We start from the raw sequence: 26160 nt of genomic DNA, 5'->3' as shown, positions 1-26160 counted from the left end.
ATCACGTCACCGCACCCGTGTCGTGTGTCCTGTTTACGCCCGCTTTGTCCTCTTCTTCTTGTGTCGTGCGCCACATGTCGCGCGGGTGATCACTGTTGCGGCCGTGATAAATCTTCACGACCGCCCGGCGAACACCACCCGAATGTTCGGCCGGGTGCGCCACCGAGCCGACGACCGTCGGCCAGGCACGAGCGGGCTCCCAGAGTCGCTCAACTCCATCAATCCGGGGGGATCGAGACCCGATCCGAGGCCGACGAGAGGCCCGGGTCGGCAAATGGAGAAAGGCGCACGACACATGACCTCAGAGCAGGTCGCCGGTGAGCACACCCCTGAAGAGGGGTACGAGCGCGGGCTCGGCAGCCGTCAGGTCCAGATGATCGCGATCGGCGGCGCCATCGGCGTCGGCCTCTTCCTGGGAGCCGGCGCCAACATCGCCAAGGCCGGCCCCAGCCTCATCCTCATGTACGCCCTCGCCGGCGTGATCATCTTCTTCATCATGCGGGCCCTCGGCGAGCTCCTGCTCTACCGCCCGGTCTCGGGCTCCTTCGCCGAGTACTCGCGCGAGTTCCTCGGCCCCTTCTTCGGCTACTTCACCGGCTGGACGTACTGGCTGATGTGGGTCGTCACCGGCATGGCCGAGCTCACGGCCGCCGCGATCTACGTCAACTACTGGTTCCCGTCGATCCCGCAATGGGTCACGGCCCTGGTCTTCCTGGTCGTCCTGTTCGCGGCCAACCTCATCTCGGTGAAGCTGTTCGGCGAGATCGAGTTCTGGTTCTCGATGGTCAAGGTCACCGCCCTCATCGGCATGATCGTGATCGGCCTCGGTGTCCTCACCTTCGGCTTCAGCGCGGCCGGCGACACCGCCGCCGTCTCCAACCTGTGGGCCTTCGACGGCTTCTTCCCCAAGGGCATCGGCTCGTCCCTGATGACCCTGCAGGGCGTCATGTTCGCCTACCTCGCCGTCGAACTCGTCGGCGTCACCGCGGGCGAGTCCGAGAACCCCGAGAAGACCCTCCCCAAGGCGATCAACACCCTGCCCTGGCGCATCGCCCTGTTCTACGTCGGCGCCCTCACCGTCATCCTCTGCGTGGTGAAGTGGACCGAGTTCGCGGAGGGCGTCAGCCCCTTCGTGAAGGCCTTCGCGATGATCGGCATCCCGGCCGGCGCCGGCATCGTCAACTTCGTCGTGCTGACCGCGGCCCTGTCGTCCTGCAACTCCGGCATGTACTCCACGGGCCGCATGCTGCGCACCCTCGCGGACAACGGCGAGGCCCCGAAGGTCTTCACCCGGCTGTCGGCCACCAAGACCCCGGCGTTCGGCATCACCGTCTCGGTGCTGTTCATGGGCATCGGCGTGGTCCTGAACTACGTCGTCCCGGAGAAGGCCTTCGCCTACGTCACCTCCGTCGCCACCGCGGCCGGCATCTGGACCTGGCTGATGATCCTGGTCAGCCACGTCCTCTACCGCCGTGCGGTGGTCGCGGGCCGGCTGCCCGCCTCCTCCTTCCCGGCGCCGGGCGGCGCGGTGTGCTCCTACATCGCCATCGCGTTCCTGCTCTTCGTCACCGGCCTGATCGCCTACGACGCCGACTCGCGTATCTGCCTGTACGTCATGGCCGGCTGGGCCGCCGCCCTGGCCCTCGGCTGGGCGATCCTCAAGAGCCGCAACCCGGCGGTCGCCGAGCGCCGCGACCCGGAGTTCGAGAAGGTCGGCTGACCAGCGCGTTCCGGCGCACCACGGACGTCCGTCCGCCGGGGATGCTCGTGGCACCCCCGGGCGGCAGCCGCTCAGGATGTCCGGCATGCGGGCACCTCCGTACCACCCATCGGTACGGAGGTGCCCCTCTGCTTATCCTGACCGTCATGCTGACCATCACCCAGGCCCTGTACGACCAGATCGTCGCCCACGCGCGCGAGGACCACCCCGACGAGGCGTGCGGCGTCGTCGCGGGCCCCGTGGGGGAGGGCCGCCCCGAGCGCTTCATCCCGATGCTGAACGCCGCCCGCTCGCCCACCTTCTACGAGTTCGACTCGCAGGACCTCCTCAAGCTCTACCGCGAGATGGACGACCGCGACGAGGAGCCGGTGATCATCTACCACTCCCACACGGCGACCGAGGCATACCCGTCCCGCACCGACATCTCCTACGCGAACGAGCCGGGCGCCCACTACGTCCTGGTCTCCACCGCCGACACCGACGGGGTCGGCGAGTTCCAGTTCCGCTCGTACCGGATCGTGGAAGGCGAGGTCACGGAGGAGGAGGTCAAGGTCGTGGAGTCCTACTGATCTCGCAGTGCGGATGAATTCCGTCCGAACAGTGAGATCACACTCCGGGGCCCCGGCCGGGAATCGATACGATGAGCCCATGGTTTTCCACGACGTGAGCGACAAGACGCCGGGCATGCTGCTCGTGGCGCGGCTGCACGTCGACCTGTGCAGGCTCGCCAGCGCCATCTGTTGACGCCGGACCCTGCCGCCGTACGGCCGTGAGCCGCGGCGATCCGTCTCACCTGCGTACGACCACGCAAGCCCGCGCCGCCGCGCGCCACCGACCCGACGAAACCTTCCGACAGGAGCCCGCAACCATGGCCATCGAGGTCCGCATCCCGACCATCCTCCGCCAGTACACCAACGGTCAGAAGGCGGTGGAGGGCACCGGGGACACCCTCGCCGAACTCTTCGCCGACCTCGAGACCAGGCACGCGGGCATCCAGGCCCGCATCGTCGACGGCGACCAGCTGCGCCGCTTCGTCAACGTGTACCTGAACGACGAGGACGTGCGCTTCCTCGACGGCATCAACACCAAGCTGTCCGACGGCGACAACGTCACGATCCTGCCGGCCGTGGCCGGCGGCATGGCCTGATCGAGATGCGTTACGACTCCCCGCTGGCCGCGGTGGGCAACACCCCTCTGGTGCACCTGCCGCGGCTGTCGCCGTCCGCCGACGTCCGCGTCTGGGCGAAGCTGGAGGACCGCAACCCGACCGGCTCGGTCAAGGACCGCCCGGCCCTGCACATGATCGAGCAGGCGGAGAAGGACGGCCGCCTGACCCCCGGCTGCACGATCCTGGAGCCGACCAGCGGCAACACCGGCATCTCGCTGGCCATGGCGGCCAAGCTCAAGGGCTACCGCATGGTGTGCGTGATGCCCGAGAACACCTCCCAGGAACGCCGGGACCTGCTCGGCATGTGGGGCGCGGAGATCATCTCGTCGCCCGCCGCGGGCGGCTCCAACACCGCCGTGCGCGTCGCCAAGGAACTGGCCGCCGAGCACCCGGACTGGGTGATGCTCTACCAGTACGGCAACCCGGACAACGCGGGCGCCCACTACGCCACCACCGGCCCGGAGATCCTCACCGACCTGCCGTCCATCACCCACTTCGTGGCCGGCCTCGGGACGACGGGGACGCTCATGGGCGTCGGCCGCTACCTGCGCGAGCACAAGCCCGACGTCAGGATCGTCGCCGCCGAACCGCGCTACGACGACCTGGTGTACGGCCTGCGCAACCTCGACGAGGGCTTCGTCCCCGAGCTCTACGACGCCTCCGTCCTCACCACCCGCTTCTCCGTCGGCTCCGCCGACGCGGTCACCCGCACCCGCGAACTCCTCCAGCAGGAGGGCATCTTCGCGGGCGTCTCCACCGGCGCCGCCCTGCACGCCGCCATCGGCGTCGGCAAGAAGGCGCTGAAGGCCGGCGAGAGCGCGGACATCGTGTTCATCGTGGCCGACGGCGGCTGGAAGTACCTCTCGACGGGCGTCTACACCGCCGCCACGACCGAGGAAGCCATCGACAGGCTCCAGGGCCAGCTCTGGGCGTAGGTCCTCACCCGGCGAGATGACGGACCTGGTCCCACAGGACCGGGTCCACCACTCCCACCCGCCGCCGGAAGTCGCCCACCGGTACGTCCCGCAGCTCGTCCGTCTCCAGGAAGCTCGTCCGCCCCTCGGCGTCCCCGACCGAGCCCGGCGGCAGCGGGATCACCCCGGACCGCTCGTCGCGGAACCGACTGGTGATCTTCGCGACCCTCGCCCGCCTGCGCCGCACGGCCAGCACCAGACAGGGCCGGTCCTTGGCTCCCGGCCCGTCCTCGTACGGCACGCTCGCCCACCAGATCTCCGCCGGCCGCGGCCGCTCCCCGTGCCCCGGCCCTCTCCGGCCCTCCGGCCGCCGCCCCGGGCCCCAGCCGTCGACCAGCGTGGCAACAAGCGCGAGCAGTATCACCGCCGCGAGCACAAGCCACCACCAGGACGTGTCCATACGGACGACGTTACCGGCGTACGCCACCACCGCGCGCCCCTGTCCGCTTTCGCGAGGGAGGGTCCTTTGCTGGTGCCACTGAGGTGTGAGAGGCATGTGCGGTGACGGTGCCGGTAGGTTGAGCCCCAACGGGAGCGTGTTCACCACGTAAGCAAACGGGGAGGTGTTCATGGGGGAGCACGACCGCCTGATAGTCGACTACACACTTCTGGAGTCCTCGAAGACAAATCTGAAGGACATCAAGAAAGCCCTCAAAGGCATCGACAAGCACCGTGCCGACATTCATGACATCTGGGGCCATGGCAGCATCGCCGGCAAGATGGACGAATTCGTCAGCAACTGGGACAACTATCGGCGCGAACTCCTCGAGAACGTCGAGGACTTGGGCAAGCAAGTAGAGACCGCGCTCAAGAGCTTCGAGAAGCTGGACCTCGATCTCAAGAACGCGAACGAGAAGAAGCACGGCAAAAACGGGGGAAATTAACCGATGGGTACGGGTAAGGGCAGGCGCCGGCCGGTCGACTGGCACCCGCTGGCGGAGAAGGACCCGATCCCCGGCGATCCGGAGGACATCCGCGACGAGGTCACCAGAATGAAGAACCTCGCCTCGACCCTCCGCGACCAGGCTGCCATCCTGCGCAAGGCCGCCGGCGGCGACGCGCTGCAGGGCAAGTACGCCGACAAGATCCGCGAGAAGTCCGGCGACCTCGAGAAGCACTTCCGCGAGACGGCGGCCCGCTACGAACGTGTGGTCGGTGACCTCGGCAAATGGGCCAACGAACTGGAGGGCTTCCAGGAACGGGCCGACGGCGTACTCCGAGCCGCGAAGCAGGCCGACGAGGAACACGCTGCCGAGGTGAAGAAGAAGGAAGCCGAGGCCAAGAAGGACGGCAAGGACGGCGACAAGAAGGCGTCCGAGGAGTCCGACCCCGACAGCCACCTGGCGCCGTACCACAAGCAGCTCAACCAGGTCATCTCCGAACGCGACTCCCGCGCCCAGTATTACGCCGAGAACATCGGCCGCGACATCTCCGACATCATCAAGGACAGCAGATGGGAGAACTTCAAGGACTGGGTGCACGAGCATGCCGATACGATCAAAAAAGTCGTCGAAGTCCTGAGTTGGGCAGCGACCATCATCGGGGTGATCGCCCTCCTCTTCACACCGGTCGGCTGGCTGGCGACCCTCATCACAGTGACCACCCTCAGCCTCACGGCGCTCGTCGGCGTCGGCCACACGCTGCTGGCCCTCTCCGGTGACGGAAACTGGGCGGACGTCGCTATGGACGTCTTCGCGCTGGCGACGCTGGGATTCGGCAGCGTCGCGATGAAGGGCGTGAAGGCCGCAGCGACAACACTCAAGGCCGCCAGCAGGGCGGGACGGTTCCAGCGGTACGCGAATCTGCGCAAACTGCTCGACAAGAACATCATGCGATACGGCACCGACTCGGCCCGCGGTGCGAAAGCAGTGCGGGCGAAGGATGCGCTGCGCCAGATCGGGGCGAGGGAAACACGGCCCGGGACGACCCGACTGGACCGCCTGCTGAGCGGCGAAGCGGAGGTCGCCAGCGCATCCAAGTTCGCCAAGGCGATGCGGGCCGAATTCGGGGGAAATCCCGAGGTGGTGAGGGCGGCTGACGCAATGGAAAAGGCTGCTCTGAAGTTTAAGTTGAACTACGGCGCTGCCACCACGGTGGACGTGGGCGACAAACTCGGAGAAAAGGGACCCTACGCGAACCAGTACGGTGACGTCAAGGATGTCTTGACGCGCGAAGTAGGGAGCCGCTGGTGACCACTCCGGAGTAGAAATTGACCGGCATCAACCGGTCTGAGGAAGTTCAAAGCAGAAATTTGAGGGAGTGGAGACAGTGGCGACAATCCCAGCGAAAAGCCCACGGGAATCGCGGGCCATGAAGTTCCTTGCCGCGTACACGCTGGTGCCGATTCTCTGTTTCGCCGTCCAGGACCTTGGCAGCAAGTACGGCGGAATGGACTGGCTCACTTACGATTATGTGGCATGGCCGTTGATGATTGCGCCTGTACTGATGCTGGTCCTGTTTCTCAGGAACCGAGAACTCATCCGTAACCCGCGGATGGGTTCCAACTTCTCCCAGACGATCAAGATCGTTGCCGTCATGTACCTGTTCTGGAACATCATCGGAGCCATCGGCTACAGCTGGCTGGCCGTAATTTCGGTGCTCTGTTCCCTGACGATCCTGGTGGCCGACCGCCAGCTCAAGAAGCAGGCCCGCGCGTGAGCACGTCCGACCTGGAGCAACAGTCCCCCTCCGTCGAGGTGACCGCTCCCCGCCGCTATGAGCTCATCCTGCCACCCGGCTGGGTCCGCATCCCCCTGCGCGAGGGCACGAAGGAAGCACTCGAGAAGATCCTCTTCTCGCACATGGGGCAAGTACCGGAGGGCATCCCCCGGGACGACGCGATGCGCTTCCGACTGGACATGCGTCGCCAGTTGGAGAAGCACGCCCGTGCGGCCAGAAGAAACGGTGGCCTTGACCTCTACCTTCCCGTGCTCCCGCGCGGGGGAATCTTCCTCATGGCCTCTTTCATCGTCGCCGAGATGCCGATCGGCCAAGACCATGCGGTTCCTCCACAGGCAGTGATCGCTCAACTCGCCAACGAGGACGTCCCCGGCGGAACGGCGACAACGGTTGACGTGGCAGGGGCACCCGCACTCCGCCGCGCCTACCGCTCCACCCCTGACGAGCAGAAGCTGAGTTCCGCCCCCGAAGCCGTAGCGCAGGCCTCCCTGCCGACGCGGCGGGTCGACTATGTGATCCCCGTGCCGGATGATCCCGGTCGCTGGATCAGCATCAACTTCTCCACACCGGGTGACGGCGATATCGACGGTGAATTCACCGACGTGCTGGTCGAGTTGTTCGACGCGGTGGTCGGAACGTTCAGATGGAGTTATGAGTGAGCTGGCTCAACGTCAAGCACGCCATGGACCTGTCCCCATGGATCCGCATCCCACTCATGTGGCCGGAACCGGGACTTGAGGACGTCGAGGAGGCACAAACACCTGAGGCGTGGGCTCGCTACTTCGCCGAGGGTCTCTGGGAGGACTTCGCGTCGGAGAAATCAGAACCGGGTGAAGTCGACCTGCTGACCAACATCCTGTTGATGTATGCCATCAGGGCCCCCGCAGCCTTTCCGGACTTCGAGGTCTTCCTCCATCTCCCGCACCCTCGGGAGATCCCGCTCCCCGCGTACGTCGACCTGGTGGAGATCGAGGAGGACGAGGACCGGAAAACGGCACTGCGTGAGCTGACCCACGCCGACGCGAGCTACGCCGTCGAGCCACCCATCGTCGAGGACTTCGACTCCCCGCATCTGGGAACCGGCTTGCGGGTGCTGCGCTACTACCAGGACGAGGACAGCAACGAGGTGCACGTCGGCCTCCGCTATGCCTGGCGCTACGAGAAGGGCACGGAAGCGGCGGACGTCCTGATCATCCTGGCCGATCCTGACGCCGGCCGAATCCTCCGAGCTCTCGACGATATCGACGAATTCGCCCGTACCATCCGGATCAGCCCGGATGAGGAAGCAGATACCTGGAAGACTTCATGATCCTGGTCGCTGCAAGCAGTGTCCTGCGACGGTGAGGCGCGTCGGTGACTCTTCGACCTTGCCCTTGGCGTAGGACTCGCCGATCTGCCCGTCGTGGATCGCGCACTCGCCGGCAGCGGGGTGGGTGACCGCGTCGTCCGTGCCCGGCGCGATCTTCAGCGAGGCCGGCTCGGCGGGGATCGGCGCGCTGAGACCGGGCAGCGGGACGGAAGCCGTGACGAAAGAAGGCCGTAGCCGGGGCCGACCACGGCCGGGGCAAGCGGTGGCAACGCCGACCGTCGCGCGGCCGAGACAGGCGCCGACCTGCCCGGCGGGCGGTACGAACCGACCCCCTGGTGAGCTGTTCGGTCTCCAGGTCCGCCACGTCGACTTCCTGCGGCGCACGGTGGAGGTCGCGCACCCGTCTCCACGATCTTCGCCATATCCACGCCGGCCTTCTGATCAGGCACGGGAAAGGGCCCAGGACAGTGGCCGCGCGTCTCGGTGACACGGTTACGGTGGCTATAGAGACATATGGCCACCCGTTCCCTGAGGAGGACGAGGACACCGAGAGGCGGTCGAGGAGTTCCTGTCCGAGGCGGCGCGGTGCCCCGGCTGTGTGCTCGGATCATGACCGAACAGCTGAACACCAGGTAGCTCGGATGGCGGCGCCGCTCAGGTGAGTTCGCCCACAACAGCCCTTGCCGGAGGAGCGACCGGACGTTTTGCGCCTTACGCTCGACGCACCGCACGACCCCCGTCTTCACATCCCGCCAGCGGAGGTTTCTGCTTCATGAAGCTCACCGTCGTCGGCTGCTCGGGGTCGTTCCCGTCCGCGGAATCGGCCTGTTCGAGCTACCTCGTCGAGGCCGACGGCTTCCGGCTGCTCCTCGACATGGGCAACGGCGCCCTGGGCGAGCTGCAGCGCCACTGCGGTCTCTACGACCTGGACGCGATCTTCCTCAGCCATCTGCACGCCGACCACTGCATCGACATGTGCGCGTACTTCGTCGCGCGCTACTACCGCTACGACGGCGGCCGCTGCGACCCGCTCCCCGTCTACGGACCCGAGGGCACGGAACACCGGCTGACCACCGCCTACGCGGACACCCCCACCGCCTCGTCCATGAGCGAGGTCTTCGACTTCCACACGGTCAAGCCGTCCACCTTCGAGATCGGCCCGTTCACGGTGCACACCGAGCGCGTGGCCCACCCCGTGGAGGCCTACGGCATCCGCGTCGAGCACGGCGGGAAGTCGCTGACGTACTCCGGTGACTCGGGCGTCAGCGCGGCGCTCGACGAACTCGCCCAGGACGCCGACCTGTTCCTGTGCGAGGCCGCCTTCACGCACGGCAAGGAGAACATCCCCGACCTGCACCTCAACGGCCGCGAGGCCGGCGAGACGGCCGCCCGCGCGGGCGCCCGGCGCCTGGTGCTGACCCATATCCCCCCGTGGACCGACCCCCAGGTCAACCTGGCCGACGCACGCGCGGTCTTCGACGGTCCGGTGGAGCTGGCGGCGCCGGGGGCCACGTACGAGATCTGACGCGCACCCGCATGACCGAGGCCCCCGGAGCCGATCGGCTCCGGGGGCCTCGTCGCGTCGCGGCGGCACTCACGCCTTGGTGAGGTCCTCGACCTCCTCCTCGGGCTCCCGGCCCGGGGTCGGCAGATCGAACTTCGTGATGGCGAAGCGGAACAGCGTGTAGTAGATCGCCCCGAAGACCAGGCCTATCGGGATGATCAGCCAGGGCTTGGTGGCGAGGTTCCAGTTCAGGGCGTAGTCGATGAAGCCCGCGGAGAAGTTGAAGCCCGCGTGCACGCCCAGGCCCCAGGTGACGGCCATGGACACGGCGGTCAGGACCGCGTGGATCACGTAGAGCACAGGGGCGATGAACATGAACGAGAACTCGATCGGCTCGGTCACACCGGTGACGAACGAGGTCAGCGCGAGCGAGATCATCATCCCCGTCACGGCCTTGCGGCGCTCGGGACGGGCGCAGTGCGCGATGGCCAGGGCCGCCGCCGGGAGGCCGAACATCATGATCGGGAAGAAGCCGGACATGAACATTCCGGCGGTCGGGTCGCCGTGCAGGAAGCGGTTGTAGTCACCGGTGAAGACCTGGCCCGCGGCGTCCTTGAACTCACCGAGCTGGAACCACGCCACGGTGTTCACGAACTGGTGCATGCCGATGGGGATCAGCGCGCGGTTGACGAGGCCGAACAGGGCCGAGCCGGTCGCGCCGAGGCCGGTCATCCATTCGCCGAAGTCGGTGATGCCCTCGCCGATCGGCTTCCAGACCAGGACGAAGAAGACGCCCACGAGGGTGCCGACGAAGGCCATCAGGATCGGCACCAGACGGCGGCCGTTGAAGAAGCCGAGCCAGTCCACCAGCTTGGTGCGATGGAACCGCTGCCACATCACGGCCGAGAGCAGACCCATCACGATGCCGCCGAGGACACCGGGGTCGTTGTACGTCGCCTCGACGATCCTGCCCTTTTCGATGTGCTCTTCCACCAGCGGGAACGCCTGGAGCACCTTGCTGTAGACGAGGAAGCCGACCAGCGCGGCGAGGGCGGTGGAGCCGTCCGACTTCTTGGCGAAGCCGATGGCGACGCCGATGCAGAACAGGATCGGCAGGCTGCCGGTGATCGCACCCCCGGCGGCGTTGAAGACGGCCGCGACCTTGTCCCAGCCCAGGCCGTCCTTTCCGAAGATGTCGTCCTGGCCGAGCCGTACCATGATGCCCGCCGCCGGTAGCACGGCAATGGGAAGCTGCAGGCTTCGGCCGACCTTCTGCAGGCCCTGGAACAGGCCGGATCCCCGCTTCTTCGCGGGGGCCGCCGTTGCGGTGGCGGTGCTCATACGCCCTCCATCGGGTGGTGGTCTACACCACTCAGTGGTGTAGACCTGTTGTAGCACGATGAAGGCGGCATAAGGAACCCTCGATTCCGGGCACTGTCCGGACGAGGTTTGGCGACCGCCCGCAGGGTGGTGTAGACCAGTTGGTCACCGCGGCGCAGGCGTCGCATCGGGTCGGATCAGGGAGAGCGAACATGGCCAGCAAAGCTGAGAAGATCGTTGCCGGACTCGGCGGCATCGACAACATCGAAGAGGTCGAGGGCTGCATCACCCGCCTGCGGACCGAGGTCGTGGACCCCGGCAAGGTCGACGACGCCGCACTGAAGGCCGCCGGCGCACACGGAGTCGTCAAGATGGGCACGGCGATCCAGGTCGTCATCGGCACCGACGCCGACCCGATCGCGGCGGAGATCGAAGACATGATGTGAACCTCCCCGTTCACCACCCACCACCGTCGTAACAGGCCCCAGGGGTCCCTTCCCACCGCAGGAGGGGCCCCTTCCCCAGGTACGGCTAGGCTCAGCCGCATGTCACGAATCGACGGCCGCACCCCCCAGCAACTCCGCCCCGTCACCATCGAACGCGGCTGGAGCAAGCACGCCGAAGGCTCCGTCCTCGTCTCCTTCGGCGACACCAAGGTCCTCTGCACCGCCTCCGTCACCGAGGGCGTCCCCCGCTGGCGCAAGGGCAGCGGAGAGGGCTGGGTCACCGCGGAGTACGCCATGCTGCCCCGCGCCACCAACACCCGCGGCGACCGGGAGTCCGTCAAGGGCAAGATCGGCGGCCGCACACACGAGATCAGCCGCCTCATCGGCCGCTCCCTGAGGGCCGTCATCGACTACAAGGCGCTCGGCGAGAACACCGTCGTCCTCGACTGCGACGTCCTCCAGGCCGACGGCGGCACCCGCACCGCCGCCATCACCGGCGCGTACGTGGCCCTGGCCGACGCGGTCGGCTGGGCCCAGCGCAAGAAGCTGATCCGGGCGGGCCGCCAGCCGATCACGGGCACCGTGTCGGCGGTCTCGGTCGGCATCGTCGGCGGCGTCCCTCTCCTCGACCTCTGCTACGAGGAGGACGTGCGCGCCGAGACCGACATGAACGTCGTCTGCACCGGCGACGGCCGCTTCGTCGAGGTCCAGGGCACCGCGGAGGCCGAACCCTTCGCCCGCGACGAGCTCAACGCGCTCCTCGACCTGGCCGTCGCCGGCTGCACCGAGCTGGCGGCGCTGCAGCGCAAGGCGCTCGACACGGCCCTCGAACGGTAACGGCACAGCGGACGGCAGAGTAAAGGGCGCACCAAATCGGGCGGTCGGCGCGGGCAACCGCGCCGCTCCCCGGCGCGTCCCTAAAGATACGGGCGCACGGCTCAACCCTGTACGCCCGGCCAGCTGACAGGGCCGCCTGGCCCGCGCGCAAGGGAGGGACCGTTCCATGGCCGCGAGCCGCCGACGCCGCACCGCAGCCGTCGCCGCCACCGTGGTGGCCGCCGTGCTCACCGCCGGGCTGACCACCGGCTGCGACGCCGTCGACAAGGCGCTGGACTGCGTCCAGACCGCCGACGCCATAGCCGACAGCGTCACCGAACTCCAGCAGGCCGTGGAGAACGCGTCGAACGACCCGACCCAGCTCGACGAGTCCCTCGACTCCATCGACAAGAACCTCGACAAGATCGGCGACAAGACGGACAACACCGACGTCAACAAGGCCGTGGACGACCTGGCCAAGGCCGTCGACAACGTCCGTACGGCCGTCAAGAACGGCGACGAGACCCCCGACATCAGCCCGGTCACCGACGCGGCGGGCGAACTGACCAAGGTCTGCACGCCGTAATCAGCCGGTGCCGGCCCCCGCGATACTGGGGGCATGACCCGCCTGATCCTCGCCACCCGCAACGCCGGAAAGATCACCGAACTGAAGGCCATCCTCGCCGACGCCGGTCTGCCCCACGACCTCGTCGGCGTGGACGCCTACCCCGACATCCCCGACGTCAGGGAAACCGGCGTCACCTTCGCCGAGAACGCGTTGCTGAAGGCCCACGCCCTGGCCCGGGCGACGGGCCTGCCCGCCGTGGCCGACGACTCCGGCCTCTGCGTCGACGTCCTGAACGGCGCCCCCGGCATCTTCTCCGCCCGCTGGGCAGGCCGCCACGGCGACGACCGGGCCAACCTTGAGCTGCTGCTGGCCCAGCTCGCCGACATCGCCGACGAGCACCGGGGCGCCCACTTCGCCTGCGCGGCGGCGTTGGCGCTGCCCGACGGCACGGAACGGGTGGTCGAGGGCCGCTTGCGGGGCGTCCTGCGCCACGAGCCCGCCGGCACGGGCGGTTTCGGCTACGACCCGATCCTCCAGCCGGAGGGCGAGACACGGACGTGCGCGGAGCTGACGCCGGAGGAGAAGAACGCGATCAGCCATCGGGGGGAGGCGTTCCGGGGGTTGGTGCCGGTGGTGCGGGAGCTGCTCGGCTGAAGACTGGTGCGGCCGGAGGGACTCGAACCCTCACGGGAGTTACCCCACTGGGACCTAAACCCAGCGTGACTGCCAATTCCACCACGGCCGCCTGATGCTGCCCGGCCATGCTACTGGTCGGGCAGCGTCCTCAGATCCCCAGATCCTTGATGATCTTGGCCACGTGACCCGTCGCCTTCACGTTGTACAGGGCCCGCTCGACCTTCCCGTCCTCGTCGACGATCACCGTCGACCGGATGACGCCGACGACCGTCTTGCCGTACAGCTTCTTCTCGCCGAAGGCGCCGTAGGACTCCAGGACCTTCTTGTCCGGGTCGGCCAGCAGTGTGACCTTCAGGTCTTCCTTCTCGCGGAACTTGGCCAGCTTCTCGGGCTTGTCGGGGGAGATGCCGATGACGTCGTAGCCCGCGCCGGCCAGCAGTTCCAGGTTGTCGGTGAAGTCGCAGGCCTGCTTGGTGCAGCCGGGGGTGAGGGCGGCCGGGTAGAAGTAGACGATGACCTTGCGGCCCTTGTGGTCGGCCAGGGACACCTCGGTGCCGTCGGCGTCGGGCAGGGTGAAGGCGGGGGCCACGTCCCCCGGCTGGAGTCGCTCGCTCATCGGACCAGCGTAACCGGGGGTCCTGCCCGTACGGTGAGCCATGGAGCTGACAGACTGTGCGGCACAGGCTTCAACCGATTTCGGAGGCGACACGGTGGCGGACACGTCGGACACCAGAACCCCGGCGCAGATCGAGGCGGACATCAGGCGCCGTCGCGAGGTGCTGGCCGAGACGCTCGACGAGATCGGGGTGCGGGTGCACCCCAAGACGATCGTGGGGGATGCCAAGGCCAAGGTCGTGTCCCATATCGACCACACGCTCGGGCGGGCCTACGTCGGAGTCAATCGTGCGGTGAGTGATGTGAGGGCTCAGTTCGTGGACGAGGAGGGGGCGCCCCGGCTGGAGCGGGTCGTGCCCGTCGCGCTCGTCGTCGTCGGGGTCGTCGGGCTGCTCACCCTGGGCACGCGGCGCCGTAAGGGCTGACCCACCCGCGCACGGATGTGGAGAAGGCAGGTAGGTTCAAAGGCGTGAGCGCCAACAGAAACGAGCAGAGCACCCACCACGACAAGCTGCCCATCCGGATGCTGCACGACCGGGTACTCGTGCGGCAGGAGACCGGCGAGGGCGAGCGGCGTTCCGGCGGCGGCATCCTGATCCCCGCGACGGCGGCGGTCGGCCGTCGGCTGGCCTGGGCCGAGGTCGTCGCGGTGGGGCAGAACGTACGGACCGTGGAGCCGGGCGACCGGGTCCTGTTCGACCCGGAGGACCGTGCCGAGGTCGAGGTGCGGGGCATCGCGTACGTACTGATGCGCGAGCGCGACCTGCACGCCGTGGCCGCCGACCGCTTCGAGGGCGCAGAGGACTCGACCGGCCTCTACCTGTGAACCGACGGCCGCAACGGTGGAAGGGGCTGGTGACCATGGTCACCAGCCCCTTCTGACATCACCGGGCGGTCACTGTCTGCGGTTGGTGCTCAGCGTGCCCGCGGTGCCGCCGTTCGTCGTTCCCGTCGTGCCGCCCCCCGGGCCGCCCGTGGTGCCGTCCGTCGTCGTGCCGCCGGTGTCCGTGTCTCCGGTCGTGCCGCCGTCGGTGGTGCCGCCGTCGGTCGTGCCGCCGGTGGTGGGGGTCCCGCCGGTCGTCGTGTCGCCGGTGGTGCCGTCGGTCGTGGTCCCGCCGCCGGTGGCCGTGCCGTCGGTCTCGCTCGGCGTCTCGTCGGGCGTCTCGCCCGGCGTCTCCTCGCCGCCCGTCGCGGTGCCGTCGTCCGTCGGGTCGTCCGTGCCCGGGGTGGTGACGTCCGGCTGGGCGGGGGGAGCCTGGATGATGTCGGCGCCGGGCTGGAGCTGGAGGTCGAAGTCGGTGACCGGCTTGCCCTTCAGGGCGTCCTTGGTGAACTGCGCCCAGATGTCGGTCGGGGCGCCGCCGCCGTTGATGCGGTCCAGGCCCATCACGCCGTAGAGCGACTTGTGGGCGGCCGTGACCGGGTCCTGGCCCATGACGGAGACGACCGTGGCCAGGTCGGGCGTGTAGCCGGCGAACCAGGCCGCCGTGTCCTCCTCCGCCGTGCCGGTCTTGCCCGCCGCCGGGCGGCCGGCGGCCTGGGCGCCGGTGGCGGTGCCGGTCTCGACGACGCTCCGCAGGACGGAGGTGGTGGTGTCGGCGGCCTCACGGCTGACGGCCTGCCGGGTCCGCCGCTTGGGCAGCTGGATCTCCTGGTCCCCGTCCTTGGTGACGCTCTGGATCATCGTGTACGTGCCGTGCTTGCCGTGGTTGGCGAGCGTCGCGTACGCCTCCGCCATGTCCAGGACGCTGGCGGTGGCCACGCCGAGCGCGATGGACGGGGACGGGTTCAGCTCCGGGGTGGCTTCGGGCAGCCCCAGGTCGACCGCGGTCTGCATGACCTTGTCCGAGCCGACGTCGACGGCCATCTGCGCGTACACCGAGTTCACGGACTTGTCCGTGGCCTCGCGGACGGTGATGTCGCCGTACGAGCGCTGGTCCTCGTTCTCCGGGTCGTAGGTGCCGCCGCTCCAGCCCTGCACGGGGCGCTTGTTGGTGCCGTCGTAGATCGTGTTCGGGGTGATGGTGCGGCCGTCCTGCGTCCGGGAGCCGTTCTCGACGGCCGAGGTGAACACGAACGGCTTGAAGGTGGAGCCGACCTGGAAGTCCCGGCGGGTGGCGTTGGGGGTGTACTGCTTGACGTAGTCGATGCCGTTGTACATCGCCACGACCTTGCCGGTCCTGGGGTCGATGGAGGCGCCGCCCGCGCGGACGTAGCTGTCGACCTTGCGGTCCTTGTCCAGCTTCTTCATCAGCTGGTCGTCGACCGCCTTCACGAAGGCGTCCTGCTTGCTCTTCTGCAGGGTGGTGGTGATGCGGTAGCCGCCCGCGTCGAGCGAGGACTCGTCGACGATCTTGTTCTGGACCAGGTAGTCCTTGACGGTGCGGACGATGTAGCCGCGCTGCCCGGACATGCCGGTGGAGAGGGTGGTCTCCTTCGGCATCGGGAACTTCATGCCGGCCCGCTCCGACTCGCTGAGCCAGCCCTTGGTGACCATGCCGTCCAGCACGTAGTTCCAGCGGGCCTGGGCGGCCTTGCGGTTCTCCGGGTGGGCGACGACGTCGTACTGGCTGGGCGCGTTGACCAGCGCGGCGAGGTAGGCGGCGCGGCCCGCGTCGAGGTCCTTGGCGTCCATGCCGTAGTAGGCCTGGGCGGCGGCCTGGATGCCGTAGGCGTTGCGGCCGAAGAAGCTGGTGTTGAGGTAGCCCTCCAGGATCTTGTCCTTGCTCTGCTCGCGGTCCAGCTTGATCGCGATGAAGAACTCCTTCACCTTGCGGGTGACCGTCTGGTCCTGGCGCAGGTAGTAGTTCTTCACGTACTGCTGGGTGATCGTGGAGCCGGACTGCTTGCCCTTGCCGGTGGCGGTGTTCCAGGCGGCGCGGACCATGGCTCCCGGGTCGACGGCGGACTCGGTGTAGAAGTCGCGGTCCTCGGCGGCCAGGATCGCGTGCTGGGCGTCCTTGGACATCTGGGCGAGGGTGACGTTCTCCCGGTTGACCTCGCCGTCACGGGCGATCACGCTGCCGTCGGCGTACAGATAGACGTTGGCCTGCTGGGTGGCGAGCGCGTTGGCCGGCGGGATCTTCACCATCGAGTAGCCGAGGAAGAACCCGCCGATCAGCAGCAGCACGGCGACGACGAAGCCGCCGAGCACCATCCGCCAGGTCGGGATCAGCCGGCGCCAGCCGGTGCGCTGGGGCCGCTCCGGTTTCCCCGCACCCTGTTCCGCCCGTTCCGCCCGTTCCCCCTGTGCCGGCTGTTCCGGCTGTTCCGCCTGTTCCCCCGGTTCCTGAGCCGCCTCTGGCTCTCTCTGTGCCCAGCCCGGCTTCGGCTGTTGCGGCTGCGGCTCGTCGCTCATGTCGTGCACGGACTCCTGTATCGCGTCGTAACTGTGCGTCGTAACTGTCGCGTCGTAACTGTCGCCTCGTACGTTGCCGTACGTCGGCCTACGCCTGGTGCGCCCCCTGATGAAGACTCTCGCACCGGGCGTTCCGTTCCCGACGACCGGCACACCCGAAAATCCGTGGCACACCGGGTCATTGGCGCACTAGGCTCCTGCGCTTCGGTGCCGGGCGGGCGAGGAGGGCTGTGGTTGTGGGCTCGGGGCGGTTGTACGCGGCCGTCGCGGCGGGCGGCTTCAGACGGTACGCGACCTATCGGGCGGCCACGTTGGCCGGGGTGTTCACCAACACCGCCTTCGGCCTGATCCTGGTGTACACGTACCTGGCGCTGTGGGACGAGAAGCCGCACCTCGGAGGGTACGACCAGGCGCAGGCCGTCACCTATGTGTGGGTCGGGCAGGCGCTGTTCAAGACGCTGGGCATCGGCGGGGGCGGTTTCGAGGACGAGTTGATGGAGCGCATCCGTACGGGTGACGTCGCGGTCGACCTGTACCGGCCCGCCGACCTTCAGCTGTGGTGGATGGCGGCGGACGGGGGCCGGGCGCTGTTCGAGCTGTTCGGGCGCGGTGTGGTGCCGTTCGTGTTCGGCATGCTGTTCTTCCCGATGGCGCTGCCGGGGGACGTGACGACCTGGCTGGCGTTCCTGGTCGCGGTGCTGCTGGCCTGGGTGGTCGGCTTCGCCATCCGGTTCTTGGTGGCGCTGTCGGCGTTCTGGCTGATCGACGGGACCGGCGTGGTGCAGATGTCGTGGCTGCTGGGGTGGTTCTGCTCGGGGATGGTGCTGCCGCTGAACGTCTTCCCGGGCGCCTTCGGGGAGGTCGTACGGATGCTGCCCTGGTCGTCGGTCCTGCAGGCGCCCGCGGACGTCCTGCTGGGCGAGGCCGACCCGCTTGGCACGTACGTCTTCCAGGCCGCGTGGGCGGTGGCGCTGCTGGCGGCCGGGCGGCTGCTGCAGTCGGTGGCGACGCGGCGGGTGGTGGTCCAGGGTGGGTGAGACCAGCAGGCCGGCGGAGGGGTTGCGCGCGTACCGGCTGATCGCGGCGATGTGGCTGCGTTCCACGATGACCTACCGTGCCTCCTTCGCCATGACCACGTTCGGGAACTTCGCGACGACCGCGCTCGACTTCGTCGCGATCATGCTGATGTTCTCGCGGGTCGACGCGCTCGGCGGCTACTCCCTGCCCGAAGTCGCGTTCCTGTACGGCCTGTCCAGCGTCGCCTTCGGGGTGGCGGATCTGGCGATCGGTTCGATGGACCGGCTGGGGCGCCGGGTGCGCGACGGCACGCTGGACACGCTGCTGGTGCGTCCGGCGCCGGTGCTCGCCCAGGTCGCCGCCGACCGTTTCGCGCTGCGCCGCCTGGGCCGGGTGACGCAGGGGTCGCTGGTGCTGGGCTACGCGCTGGTCACGGTCGACATCGACTGGACGGCGGCGAAGCTGGTGCTGATGCCGGTGATGCTGCTCAGCGGGGCGTTGATCTTCTGCGCGGTGTTCGTGGCGGGTGCGGCCTTCCAGTTCGTGGCGCAGGACGCGTCCGAGGTGCAGAACGCGTTCACGTACGGCGGGACGACGCTGCTGCAGTATCCGCCGACGGTGTTCGGGCGGGAACTGGTGCGGGGAGTGACCTTCGTGCTGCCGCTGGCGTTCGTCAACTGGCTGCCGGCTTCGTATGTGCTCGGGCGGCCGTATCCGCTGGATCTGCCGGAGTGGGTGGCGTTCACGCCGCCGGTGGTGGCGGCCGTGTGCTGTGTGCTGGCGGGGGTGGCGTGGCGGGCGGGGCTTCGTTCCTATCGGAGTACAGGGAGTTAGCGCGAGGTGGATACCGTGGACACCGGATTCATCGAACTCGACGGGGTCGAGAAGGTCTTCGACGTCCGTAAGCGGACCGGCTTCCTGAAGCGGGAGCGGCATCAGGTGCGGGCGGTCGACTCGATCTCGTTCACCGTGGCGCGCGGTGAGATGGTCGGCTACATCGGGCCGAACGGCGCGGGCAAGTCGACGACGATCAAGATGCTCACCGGCATCCTGACGCCGAGCGGCGGCCGGCTGCGGGTGGCGGGCATCGACCCGTCCCGGGAGCGGACGCGTCTGGCGCACCGGATAGGGGTGGTGTTCGGGCAGCGTACGACGCTGTGGTGGGACCTGCCGCTGATCGACTCCTACCGGCTGATGCACCGTATGTACCGGATCCCTGACGGCCGTTACCGCGAGAACCTCGACCGCTGTGTGGAACTGCTGGAGCTGGGCGCGCTGTTGGACGTGCCGGTGCGGCAGCTGTCGCTGGGGCAGCGGATGCGCGGTGACATCGCGGCGGCCCTGCTGCACGACCCGGACGTGCTGTACCTCGACGAGCCGACGATCGGGCTGGACGTCATCTCCAAGGCCAAGGTGCGGGAGTTCCTGCGGGAGTTGAACACCGAGCGCGGCACGACGGTGCTGCTCACCACGCACGACCTGCAGGACATCGAGCAGTTGTGCTCCCGGGTGATGGTCATCGACCACGGGCGGCTGATGTACGACGGGCCGCTCACCGGGCTGCACGAGGCGGGGGAGAGCGAGCGGACGCTGGTGGTGGACCTGGAGCGGGAGCTGCCGCCGATCGAGGCGCCGGCGCCTGCGCGGGTGGTGCGGGTGGAGGGGCCGCGGCAGTGGCTGGCGTTCCCGGCGTCGGCGTCGGCGGCGGAGCTGGTGGCGCGGGTCGCGGCGGAGTATCCGCTGGTGGATCTGTCGGTGCGGGAGCCGGACATCGAGGCGGTGATCGCGAAGATGTACGCGGAGCGAGCGACCGCATAGTGCGGTGGGCCCGGAGCTCGTAGGCTGCTGCTATGACCGACGAGTCTGGCGAACTCCGCGCATCGGACGCCGATCGTGAACGTGTCGCCGAGGTTCTGCGGGACGCCCTCGCGGAGGGGCGGCTCGACATGGCGGAGTTCGAGGAGCGGCTGGACGCGACGTACAGGGCGCGGACGTACGGGGAGCTGGTGCCGATCACCAGGGACCTGCCGGCCGCGGCGTCGTCCGTGTCGCTGACGAAGGAGTCCGCCGAGAGCGGGCGGTGGGCGGGGCGGATCGTCGGCGGCGAGGGGTCGTCGACGTGGGCGGTCGCCGTGATGTCGGGCTTCCAGCGGCTGGGACGCTGGACGGTGCCCAGGCGGTTCAACTGCGTCGCCTTCTGCGGCGGCGGGGAGATCGATCTGCGGGACGCGAACTTCGCCGACCGTGAGGTCGTGATCAACTGCGTCGCGATCATGGGCGGGGTGACCGTCATCGTGCCGCCCGGCGTCGAGGTCGTCGTCCGCGGTATCGGGGTCATGGGCGGCTTCGACCACCGCGAGGAGGGCGTGCCGGGGGACCCGGGCGGCCCGCGCGTCGTGGTTACGGGCTTCGCCTTCTGGGGCGGCGTGGGTGTGGTGCGCAAGCTGCCACGCGCAGAGCGGCAACGCCTCAAGGCGGAGCGCAGGGCAGCGCGGGGCGATCTGCATTCCTCCCCGCACGACGCGCACCGGGAGCTGGGGCACGGGGGGCGGGAGCGGCGCGGGGACGCCGACTGACGCCGACCGGCACCTGGACCGGGCGTCCGCCGGGCCGACGAGGTGGCCGGCGGGGGGCTCGGGCGCACGACGCCCGCACCGGCGCTGCACGGTCGCCGTCGGGCGGTTCCGGCCCCGTACCGGCGAACCGGCTGCTGAGTGACCTCTGCGCAGGGCGCCCGTCCCGGACCGCTGCGCCGGCTTCAGCTCGACTCCGGCTGTCACCGCGGTCCGCCGCCGCGCCGGGGCGTCCGGCGAGCCGTCCATGGGACGCGACCGAGGCCGGACGGCGCCGCCGCCGGGCCGCCCGCCCTCGGCGTCGCCTCCCGGCAGGGCCGCTTGCACCGCCGCCCGAGTCGCCGCCGCCTCGTCCGTAACGCAGTGGCGTCGTGCCGCCGGTGCCGCCGTGGCGTCGTGCCGCCGCCCGTGCCGCCGCACCCCGCCCGTACCGCCGTGCCGTCGTACCGCGTACCGCCGCCCGTGCCGTCGTACCGCCCGCGGTGCCGTGCCGCCGGTCAGCTCACAGTTCCGCCGGTGCCGCACCCTTCAGGTCGGTCAGGTCGAAGACCTCCGCCATCCGCGCGTAGCCCTTGTCGCTGGGGTGGAGGTGGTCGCCGGAGTCGTAGTCGGCGCGCAGCTTGCGGGGGTCGTACGGGTCGCGTACGGCCTTGTCGAAGTCGACGACCGCGTCGAAGACCGACCCGGCCCGGATCGCGGCGTTGATCATCTGCCGTACGTTCTCGCGCTCCGGCGTGTAGCCGCGGTGGCCGCCGAACGGCATCAGGGTCGCGCCGACGACCTTCAGGCCGCGGGAGTGGGCCTGGCGGACCATGGTGCGCAGGCCGTCGAGGATGGCGTTCGGGTCGGCGAGCCGCGGGTTGCGCAGGATGTCGTTGACGCCGAGGTCGATGACGACGACCTTGACGTTCGTACGGTCGAGCACGTCCCGGGGGAAGCGGTTCAGGCCGCTGGGGTTGTCGGCCGGACGGCCGAGGCCGTCGGTGAGCACCCGGTTGCCGCTGATGCCCTGGTTGACGACGCTGTAGCGGGGCACGTCCTGCCCGGCCTCGACCGCCGCGCGCAGCCGCTCGGACAGCACGTCGGTCCAGCGGTGGTTGGCGCCCAGGGTGGAGGTGATGCCGTCGGTGAGCGAGTCACCGAGGACGACGACCGTGCCGTCGGACTCGTTGCTCAGCACATCCAGCGCGGTCAGGTAGCGCCAGTACGGCGTCTCCTCGGTGTACGCGGTGGAGACCACGTCCTCGGTGCGGTCGCCCTCGGCGATGTAGGAGATCTGGCGCGCGTGCGGGTGGTAGGTCACGGGGCCGGACGCGGTGGGGGAGTAGGTGGTGACCAGGATGTCGCTGCCGTAGGGGATGGTGACGCGGACGGCGTCGCTCATCACCTGCCCGCCCGCCGGGATGACGACCGTGGCGTTGCCCGCGAAGGTGAGCCGCCGCATGGTCTCCGCGACCGCGGCCGCGGTGTCGGCACCGGCGGCGACCGCGATGGACGCGTGCGTGATGGTCAGCGGGGACTGGCCGTAGAGATTGGAGAGCGTGATGCGGGCACTCGTACCCCCGACGCTCGCGTGGACCACGTTGCGGACCGAGCGGCCGGCCATCCCGGTCGTCTCGGTGCCCGGCTCGGCCCCGGCCGGGGAGGTGGACCAGGCGCCGACCCAGGTGCCGGTGGAGGCGGGGGCGGCGGGGTTGTGCGGGGCGCTGCCCTTCGCGAGAGCGTTGGTGGTGGTGCTCTCGTCGGAGGCGACTCCGACGTAGATAGCGGCTGACATGACCACGATCAGGGTGACGATCGCGGCGAGCAGGGCATAACCGTGACGCTTGGTCATGCGGTGCGCGACTCCTCAAGAAATGGAGCCCGAAGCTCCGAAGTTGATCACCTCATGATGCGTCATGAGGCGTGAGGAAGGTGAACGGGCCCCCCATTGGGCCGCGGGGATACCCCCCGGGTGTTCTCAGTGTGCTCCCCCCGCAAGACAGACGCCGGGAACCTTCGTTTCGTTCCAGGAGTCGGTCAGGAAGGGACAATGTGTACGGGAATCCTGAACGGGTGGAGCGTATGGATCGCACGAAACCGGACAAAAAGGGAGTGGGCGTAGGGCAGCATGCCCAGGCGGACGCCGCCGGTAACGCCGCCGCGCGTACCGTGCCCGCTTCGGCCGTACGCGCGATGACGACCTTCAGCCCGGCCGACGAGGAGAAGCGGCGCGGCGTGCGCCGGATGAAGCTCACCGCCACCGGCCTGCTGCTGTTCGTCGCCCTGGTGTACGTCCTCGCCAAGTGGGGGCAGAACTCCGGCGCCGGCCCCTGGGCGGGCTATGTCGCCGCGGCCGCCGAGGCCGGCATGGTCGGCGCGCTCGCCGACTGGTTCGCGGTCACCGCCCTCTTCCGCCACCCCCTCGGCCTGCCCATCCCGCACACCGCGATCATCCCCACCAAGAAGGACCAGCTCGGCGTCTCCCTGGGCGAGTTCGTCGGCGAGAACTTCCTCTCCGAGGACGTCGTACGCGTGCGGCTGCGCGCCGTCGGCATAGGCAGCCGGCTCGGCGCCTGGCTCGCCCGGCCGGAGCACGCCGACCGGGTGACGGCGGAACTGTCGGCCGCCCTCCGGGGCGCGTTGACCGTGCTGCGCGACTCCGACGTCCAGGCGGTGGTCGGCGAGGCCGTCACACGCCGCGCCGGCGCCCAGGAGATCGCGCCCGGCATCGGCAAGATGCTGGAGAAGGTCGTCGCCGACGGCGGCCACAAACGGGCCGTCGACCTGATCGTCGGCCGCGCCCACGACTGGCTGGTGCTGCACGGCGAGGAAGTGATGGACGCCGTGCAGGGCGGGGCGCCCGGCTGGACACCGAAGTTCGTCGACCGGAAGGTCGGCGAGCGGGTCTACAAGGAGCTGCTGCGCTTCACCACCGAGGTGCGGGACATGCCCGCCCACCCCGCGCGCGGCGCCCTGGACCGCTTCCTCACCGACTTCGCCTCCGATCTGCAGTCCGACACCGACACCCGCGCGCGGGTGGAGCGGCTGAAGACCGAGGTGCTGGGCCGCGGCGAGGTCCAGGACCTGATCGCCTCCGCCTGGACCGCCGTACGCTCCATGATCGTCTCCGCGGCGGAGGACGAGCGCAGCGAGCTGCGGCTGCGCGTGCGGGCCTCGCTGCTGTCGCTGGGCGCCCGTATGGCGGGCGAGGCGAAGATCCAGGGCAAGGTCGACAAGTGGGTGGAGGACGCGGCGGTCTACGTCGTGACCACCTACCGCCGGGAGATCACCTCCCTGATCACCGACACGGTGGCGAGCTGGGACGCCGAGCACACCACGCGGAAGATCGAGGCGAACATCGGCCGCGACCTGCAGTTCATCCGGATCAACGGCACCGTGGTGGGCTCGCTGGCGGGCCTGCTCATCTACACGGTGTCGCGGACGCTGGGGGCGTAGCGGCCCTGCCTCCCGGGCGTGAACCCGCCGACTCGGGGGACCCGGCTCGGGTTCGCTCGATGAGGAGGGAGCCCATGACAACCGCGCAGGCCGGGACCGGCCGTACCGTGACCACGAACATCCCCGCCCGCCTGGACCGCCTCCCGTGGTCGCGCTGGCACTGGACGATCGTCATCGGCCTCGGCACCGTGTGGATCCTCGACGGCCTCGAAGTCACGGTCGTCGGCAACATCGCCAGCCGCCTGTCGGAGCCCGGCAGCGGGCTTCCGATCTCCTCGGGCGAGGTCACCGGTCTCGCGGCCGCGCTGTACGTGGCCGGCGCCTGCTCGGGCGCCCTGTTCTGGGGCCGCCTGACCGACACATGGGGGCGCAAAAAACTCTTCATGATCACCCTCGCGGTCTACCTCGGGGCCACCGCCCTGACCGCGGTCTCCTTCGAGACCTGGTGGTTCTTCGCCTTCCGCTTCCTCACCGGCTTCGGCATCGGCGGCGAGTACGCGGCCATCAACTCCGCCATCGACGAGCTGATCCCGGCCCAGTACCGAGGCCGCGTCGACCTGATGATCAACGGCAGTTTCTGGCTGGGCGCGGTGGGCGGCTCGCTGCTGTCGATCGTCGCGCTGAACACCGAGCTCTTCGCGATGAACGTGGGCTGGCGGCTGACGTTCGCGCTCGGCGCGGTCCTCGCCCTGGTGATCCTGCTGGTGCGGCGGCATGTGCCGGAAAGCCCCCGCTGGCTGCTGATCCACGGCCGCGACGACGAGGCGGAACGGATCGTGTCCTCGATCGAGCAGCGGGTGCGGGCCGACAGGAGCGAGCCGCTGCCGCGCCCCGAGGGCGAGATCACCATCCACCAGCGCCGCAGCGTCACCTTCCTGGAGATCGGCCGCACGGTCTTCTCGAAGTACCGCCGCCGCGCGTTCCTCGGCTTCGCCCTCTTCATCGGCCAGGCGTTCCTCTACAACGCGATCACCTTCGGCTACGGCGCCATCCTGACCTCGTTCTTCAACGTCCCGAGCGGCAGCACCGGCTACTACTTCGCCGTCATCGCGGTCGGCAACTTCCTCGGCCCGCTGGTGCTCGGCAAGCTGTTCGACACGGTGGGCCGCCGGGTGATGATCTCCACGACGTACCTGCTCTCCGGCCTCCTGCTCTTCGGCACGGCCTGGCTCTTCGACCGGGGCGCGCTGGGCGCGGGCACGCTCACGGCGTGCTGGTGCGCGGTGCTGTTCTTCGCCTCGGCGGGCGCCTCCAGCGCGTACCTCACCGTCTCGGAGGTCTTCCCGATGGAGACCCGGGCGATGTCCATCGCCTTCTTCTACGCCCTCGGCACCGCCGCCGGCGGTATCAGCGGCCCTCTGCTGTTCGCCGACCTCACCGGCACCGGCAAGGTCGGCGACACGGTCCTCGCCTTCCAGATCGGCGCGACCCTCATGTGCCTGGCCGGCCTGGTGGCGGCGGCCCTCGCCGTACGGGCGGAACGCCGCTCGCTGGAGGACGTCGCCGAGCCGCTCACGGCGGCGGAGCCGACGGCGACGGAGCGGGCCGGGTCGCGGCGGCAGGGGTCGGGGTCGCGGACGGCCACCGCTTAGCCGGCCTGGGGCCTGCCCGGCACGCCGGACAGGCCCAGGTGTCAGTCGCCGCCCCCGCCGCCCCCGCAGGACGAGCCGCCCCCGCAGGACCAGCCGCCCCCACAGCCGCTTCCGGAGTCGCCGTCTCCCCAGGACCGTCGTCGCGACGGCTTCTCCTTCCCGGCTCGAATCAGCAGGAGCACCACGATGACAGCGATGGCCGCGATCACCAGGAATTCCATTTCTCCACCCCCGTTGTGCCGCGCACTGGTCCGTGCGCTCCGGTCTGTGCGGAGGGGATGCCCCGCGTGATCACCGCGCCAAGCGCGTTTTGAGGAAGTCCAGAGCTTGGGGTTCTGCGCGGCAGGCGAGGCGCATGCGGGCGGACGTGGCCGGAGGGGGCTTTGGGCGCGGGCCGGGCCCTGTGGCGTGGGATGGGTGGGGCCCG

Annotated in this window: 28 protein-coding genes and 1 tRNA gene; 23 read left to right on the top strand and 6 right to left on the bottom strand. The window is 69.1% G+C overall.

The features are described from left to right. The first annotated feature begins 295 nt into the window (after nucleotides 1-295). The 5 genes from NW895_RS19050 (at nucleotide 296) to NW895_RS19035 (ending at nucleotide 3823) form a co-directional block, all read left to right on the top strand. The gene (locus tag NW895_RS19050) at nucleotides 296-1720 is read left to right on the top strand and encodes an amino acid permease (protein WP_289936911.1); all 1425 of its coding nucleotides are present in this window, start codon (nucleotides 296-298) and stop codon (nucleotides 1718-1720) included. 146 nt (nucleotides 1721-1866) lie between these two features. Next, entirely contained in the window at nucleotides 1867-2289 is a 423-nt protein-coding gene (locus NW895_RS19045) for a M67 family metallopeptidase (protein WP_289936910.1), read from the top strand. A 79-nt stretch (nucleotides 2290-2368) separates the two neighbouring features. After that, on the top strand, nucleotides 2369-2464 hold the full coding sequence (locus tag NW895_RS41220) for a putative leader peptide (protein WP_020270288.1): 96 nt from the start codon (nucleotides 2369-2371) through the stop codon (nucleotides 2462-2464). Between the two features lie 124 nt (nucleotides 2465-2588). Continuing rightward, nucleotides 2589-2867, top strand: coding sequence for a MoaD/ThiS family protein (locus tag NW895_RS19040; protein WP_289936909.1), 279 nt, complete (start codon nucleotides 2589-2591; stop codon nucleotides 2865-2867). A 5-nt stretch (nucleotides 2868-2872) separates the two neighbouring features. Then, the gene (locus NW895_RS19035; protein WP_289936908.1) at nucleotides 2873-3823 is read left to right on the top strand and encodes a cysteine synthase; all 951 of its coding nucleotides are present in this window, start codon (nucleotides 2873-2875) and stop codon (nucleotides 3821-3823) included. Between the two features lie 4 nt (nucleotides 3824-3827). Here NW895_RS19035 and NW895_RS19030 read toward each other — a convergent pair whose 3' ends face one another. Beyond that, complete coding sequence (locus tag NW895_RS19030; RefSeq protein ID WP_289936907.1) at nucleotides 3828-4262, bottom strand: type II toxin-antitoxin system PemK/MazF family toxin; 435 nt, start codon at nucleotides 4260-4262, stop codon at nucleotides 3828-3830. Between the two features lie 169 nt (nucleotides 4263-4431). On the opposite strand from NW895_RS19030, the gene NW895_RS19025 reads away from it, so the two are divergent. The 6 genes from NW895_RS19025 to NW895_RS19000 all read left to right on the top strand — a co-directional run bounded on the left by NW895_RS19025 (nucleotide 4432) and on the right by NW895_RS19000 (nucleotide 9375). Further along, nucleotides 4432-4746 (top strand): hypothetical protein, encoded by a 315-nt coding sequence (locus NW895_RS19025; protein WP_289936906.1) that lies wholly within the window; start codon nucleotides 4432-4434, stop codon nucleotides 4744-4746. A gap of 3 nt (nucleotides 4747-4749) precedes the next feature. Then, nucleotides 4750-6054 (top strand): putative T7SS-secreted protein, encoded by a 1305-nt coding sequence (locus NW895_RS19020; protein ID WP_289936905.1) that lies wholly within the window; start codon nucleotides 4750-4752, stop codon nucleotides 6052-6054. 118 nt (nucleotides 6055-6172) lie between these two features. Further along, nucleotides 6173-6520 carry a hypothetical protein gene (locus NW895_RS19015; protein ID WP_289936904.1) on the top strand — a complete coding sequence of 116 codons (348 nt, stop codon included), beginning with the start codon at nucleotides 6173-6175 and terminating at the stop codon, nucleotides 6518-6520. Beyond that, on the top strand, nucleotides 6517-7200 hold the full coding sequence (locus NW895_RS19010) for a hypothetical protein (RefSeq protein WP_289936903.1): 684 nt from the start codon (nucleotides 6517-6519) through the stop codon (nucleotides 7198-7200). The genes NW895_RS19015 and NW895_RS19010 overlap by 4 nt, the downstream gene beginning before the upstream one ends. After that, nucleotides 7197-7850 carry a hypothetical protein gene (locus tag NW895_RS19005; RefSeq protein WP_289936902.1) on the top strand — a complete coding sequence of 218 codons (654 nt, stop codon included), beginning with the start codon at nucleotides 7197-7199 and terminating at the stop codon, nucleotides 7848-7850. Before NW895_RS19010 ends, NW895_RS19005 begins: the two co-directional genes overlap by 4 nt. 772 nt (nucleotides 7851-8622) lie before the next feature. Beyond that, entirely contained in the window at nucleotides 8623-9375 is a 753-nt protein-coding gene (locus NW895_RS19000; protein WP_289936901.1) for an MBL fold metallo-hydrolase, read from the top strand. A gap of 69 nt (nucleotides 9376-9444) precedes the next feature. Here the strand turns inward: NW895_RS19000 and NW895_RS18995 are convergent, their stop codons facing one another. Continuing rightward, complete coding sequence (locus NW895_RS18995; protein ID WP_289936900.1) at nucleotides 9445-10695, bottom strand: PTS transporter subunit EIIC; 1251 nt, start codon at nucleotides 10693-10695, stop codon at nucleotides 9445-9447. 191 nt (nucleotides 10696-10886) lie between these two features. Here NW895_RS18995 and NW895_RS18990 point away from each other — a divergent pair, with 191 nt between their 5' ends. The 4 genes from NW895_RS18990 to rdgB all read left to right on the top strand — a co-directional run bounded on the left by NW895_RS18990 (nucleotide 10887) and on the right by rdgB (nucleotide 13158). Continuing rightward, nucleotides 10887-11120, top strand: a complete 234-nt coding sequence (locus NW895_RS18990) for a PTS glucose/sucrose transporter subunit IIB (protein ID WP_289936899.1) — start codon at nucleotides 10887-10889, stop codon at nucleotides 11118-11120. A gap of 99 nt (nucleotides 11121-11219) precedes the next feature. Further along, nucleotides 11220-11957, top strand: a complete 738-nt coding sequence (gene rph / locus NW895_RS18985) for a ribonuclease PH (protein ID WP_289936898.1) — start codon at nucleotides 11220-11222, stop codon at nucleotides 11955-11957. A gap of 166 nt (nucleotides 11958-12123) precedes the next feature. Next, nucleotides 12124-12522: a hypothetical protein gene (locus tag NW895_RS18980; protein WP_289936897.1), complete on the top strand. Its 399-nt coding sequence runs from the start codon at nucleotides 12124-12126 to the stop codon at nucleotides 12520-12522. Between the two features lie 33 nt (nucleotides 12523-12555). Then, nucleotides 12556-13158: an RdgB/HAM1 family non-canonical purine NTP pyrophosphatase gene (rdgB, locus tag NW895_RS18975; protein WP_289936896.1), complete on the top strand. Its 603-nt coding sequence runs from the start codon at nucleotides 12556-12558 to the stop codon at nucleotides 13156-13158. A 4-nt stretch (nucleotides 13159-13162) separates the two neighbouring features. Here the strand turns inward: rdgB and NW895_RS18970 are convergent. Next, nucleotides 13163-13249: transfer RNA gene (locus NW895_RS18970), tRNA-Leu, on the bottom strand. 39 nt (nucleotides 13250-13288) lie between these two features. Next, on the bottom strand, nucleotides 13289-13756 hold the full coding sequence (bcp, locus tag NW895_RS18965) for a thioredoxin-dependent thiol peroxidase (protein WP_289936895.1): 468 nt from the start codon (nucleotides 13754-13756) through the stop codon (nucleotides 13289-13291). A gap of 94 nt (nucleotides 13757-13850) precedes the next feature. Between bcp and NW895_RS18960 the strand changes: the two genes are divergently transcribed. Together NW895_RS18960 and NW895_RS18955 are read left to right on the top strand one after the other, a co-directional pair. Next, nucleotides 13851-14180: a DUF3618 domain-containing protein gene (locus NW895_RS18960; protein ID WP_289936894.1), complete on the top strand. Its 330-nt coding sequence runs from the start codon at nucleotides 13851-13853 to the stop codon at nucleotides 14178-14180. 44 nt (nucleotides 14181-14224) lie between these two features. Next, the gene (locus NW895_RS18955) at nucleotides 14225-14581 is read left to right on the top strand and encodes a co-chaperone GroES (protein ID WP_289936893.1); all 357 of its coding nucleotides are present in this window, start codon (nucleotides 14225-14227) and stop codon (nucleotides 14579-14581) included. A gap of 69 nt (nucleotides 14582-14650) precedes the next feature. Here NW895_RS18955 and NW895_RS18950 read toward each other — a convergent pair whose 3' ends face one another. Further along, on the bottom strand, nucleotides 14651-17113 hold the full coding sequence (locus NW895_RS18950) for a transglycosylase domain-containing protein (protein ID WP_289936892.1): 2463 nt from the start codon (nucleotides 17111-17113) through the stop codon (nucleotides 14651-14653). 230 nt (nucleotides 17114-17343) lie between these two features. Here NW895_RS18950 and NW895_RS18945 point away from each other — a divergent pair, with 230 nt between their 5' ends. The 4 genes from NW895_RS18945 to NW895_RS18930 are packed head-to-tail and all read left to right on the top strand — an operon-like array spanning nucleotide 17344 to nucleotide 20706. After that, entirely contained in the window at nucleotides 17344-18150 is an 807-nt protein-coding gene (locus NW895_RS18945) for an ABC-2 family transporter protein (RefSeq protein ID WP_289936891.1), read from the top strand. 49 nt (nucleotides 18151-18199) lie between these two features. Then, nucleotides 18200-18964, top strand: a complete 765-nt coding sequence (locus NW895_RS18940) for an ABC transporter permease (protein ID WP_289937028.1) — start codon at nucleotides 18200-18202, stop codon at nucleotides 18962-18964. Nucleotides 18965-18979: 15 nt separating this feature from the next. After that, nucleotides 18980-19948 carry an ABC transporter ATP-binding protein gene (locus NW895_RS18935; protein ID WP_289936890.1) on the top strand — a complete coding sequence of 323 codons (969 nt, stop codon included), beginning with the start codon at nucleotides 18980-18982 and terminating at the stop codon, nucleotides 19946-19948. 32 nt (nucleotides 19949-19980) lie between these two features. Next, nucleotides 19981-20706 carry a DUF1707 domain-containing protein gene (locus NW895_RS18930; protein ID WP_289936889.1) on the top strand — a complete coding sequence of 242 codons (726 nt, stop codon included), beginning with the start codon at nucleotides 19981-19983 and terminating at the stop codon, nucleotides 20704-20706. A 499-nt stretch (nucleotides 20707-21205) separates the two neighbouring features. On the opposite strand, the gene NW895_RS18925 is transcribed toward NW895_RS18930, so the two are convergent. After that, nucleotides 21206-22537: an SGNH/GDSL hydrolase family protein gene (locus tag NW895_RS18925; RefSeq protein ID WP_289936888.1), complete on the bottom strand. Its 1332-nt coding sequence runs from the start codon at nucleotides 22535-22537 to the stop codon at nucleotides 21206-21208. Between the two features lie 230 nt (nucleotides 22538-22767). Between NW895_RS18925 and NW895_RS18920 the strand changes: the two genes are divergently transcribed. Then, the gene (locus NW895_RS18920) at nucleotides 22768-24141 is read left to right on the top strand and encodes a DUF445 domain-containing protein (protein WP_289936887.1); all 1374 of its coding nucleotides are present in this window, start codon (nucleotides 22768-22770) and stop codon (nucleotides 24139-24141) included. Between the two features lie 74 nt (nucleotides 24142-24215). After that, nucleotides 24216-25733: an MFS transporter gene (locus NW895_RS18915; RefSeq protein WP_289936886.1), complete on the top strand. Its 1518-nt coding sequence runs from the start codon at nucleotides 24216-24218 to the stop codon at nucleotides 25731-25733. The last annotated feature ends 427 nt before the right edge of the window (nucleotides 25734-26160 follow it).

Source organism: Streptomyces sp. S.PNR 29, assembly GCF_030386795.1.
Lineage (GTDB): Bacteria > Actinomycetota > Actinomycetes > Streptomycetales > Streptomycetaceae > Streptomyces.
This window is presented reverse-complemented; position numbering and strand designations above follow the sequence as displayed.

What these genes read in the sequence shown, in the direction of transcription:
- NW895_RS19050 (WP_289936911.1), top strand. Translation starts at nt 296, where the DNA reads ATGACCTCAGAGCAGGTCGCCGGTGAGCACACCCCTGAAGAGGGGTAC.
- NW895_RS19045 (WP_289936910.1), top strand. Translation starts at nt 1,867, where the DNA reads ATGCTGACCATCACCCAGGCCCTGTACGACCAGATCGTCGCCCACGCG.
- NW895_RS41220 (WP_020270288.1), top strand. Translation starts at nt 2,369, where the DNA reads ATGGTTTTCCACGACGTGAGCGACAAGACGCCGGGCATGCTGCTCGTG.
- NW895_RS19040 (WP_289936909.1), top strand. Translation starts at nt 2,589, where the DNA reads ATGGCCATCGAGGTCCGCATCCCGACCATCCTCCGCCAGTACACCAAC.
- NW895_RS19035 (WP_289936908.1), top strand. Translation starts at nt 2,873, where the DNA reads ATGCGTTACGACTCCCCGCTGGCCGCGGTGGGCAACACCCCTCTGGTG.
- NW895_RS19030 (WP_289936907.1), bottom strand. Translation starts at nt 4,262, where the DNA reads ATGGACACGTCCTGGTGGTGGCTTGTGCTCGCGGCGGTGATACTGCTC.
- NW895_RS19025 (WP_289936906.1), top strand. Translation starts at nt 4,432, where the DNA reads ATGGGGGAGCACGACCGCCTGATAGTCGACTACACACTTCTGGAGTCC.
- NW895_RS19020 (WP_289936905.1), top strand. Translation starts at nt 4,750, where the DNA reads ATGGGTACGGGTAAGGGCAGGCGCCGGCCGGTCGACTGGCACCCGCTG.
- NW895_RS19015 (WP_289936904.1), top strand. Translation starts at nt 6,173, where the DNA reads ATGAAGTTCCTTGCCGCGTACACGCTGGTGCCGATTCTCTGTTTCGCC.
- NW895_RS19000 (WP_289936901.1), top strand. Translation starts at nt 8,623, where the DNA reads ATGAAGCTCACCGTCGTCGGCTGCTCGGGGTCGTTCCCGTCCGCGGAA.
- NW895_RS18995 (WP_289936900.1), bottom strand. Translation starts at nt 10,695, where the DNA reads ATGAGCACCGCCACCGCAACGGCGGCCCCCGCGAAGAAGCGGGGATCC.
- NW895_RS18990 (WP_289936899.1), top strand. Translation starts at nt 10,887, where the DNA reads ATGGCCAGCAAAGCTGAGAAGATCGTTGCCGGACTCGGCGGCATCGAC.
- rph (WP_289936898.1), top strand. Translation starts at nt 11,220, where the DNA reads ATGTCACGAATCGACGGCCGCACCCCCCAGCAACTCCGCCCCGTCACC.
- NW895_RS18980 (WP_289936897.1), top strand. Translation starts at nt 12,124, where the DNA reads ATGGCCGCGAGCCGCCGACGCCGCACCGCAGCCGTCGCCGCCACCGTG.
- rdgB (WP_289936896.1), top strand. Translation starts at nt 12,556, where the DNA reads ATGACCCGCCTGATCCTCGCCACCCGCAACGCCGGAAAGATCACCGAA.
- bcp (WP_289936895.1), bottom strand. Translation starts at nt 13,756, where the DNA reads ATGAGCGAGCGACTCCAGCCGGGGGACGTGGCCCCCGCCTTCACCCTG.
- NW895_RS18950 (WP_289936892.1), bottom strand. Translation starts at nt 17,113, where the DNA reads ATGAGCGACGAGCCGCAGCCGCAACAGCCGAAGCCGGGCTGGGCACAG.
- NW895_RS18940 (WP_289937028.1), top strand. Translation starts at nt 18,200, where the DNA reads ATGTGGCTGCGTTCCACGATGACCTACCGTGCCTCCTTCGCCATGACC.
- NW895_RS18930 (WP_289936889.1), top strand. Translation starts at nt 19,981, where the DNA reads ATGACCGACGAGTCTGGCGAACTCCGCGCATCGGACGCCGATCGTGAA.
- NW895_RS18925 (WP_289936888.1), bottom strand. Translation starts at nt 22,537, where the DNA reads ATGACCAAGCGTCACGGTTATGCCCTGCTCGCCGCGATCGTCACCCTG.
- NW895_RS18920 (WP_289936887.1), top strand. Translation starts at nt 22,768, where the DNA reads ATGGATCGCACGAAACCGGACAAAAAGGGAGTGGGCGTAGGGCAGCAT.
- NW895_RS18915 (WP_289936886.1), top strand. Translation starts at nt 24,216, where the DNA reads ATGACAACCGCGCAGGCCGGGACCGGCCGTACCGTGACCACGAACATC.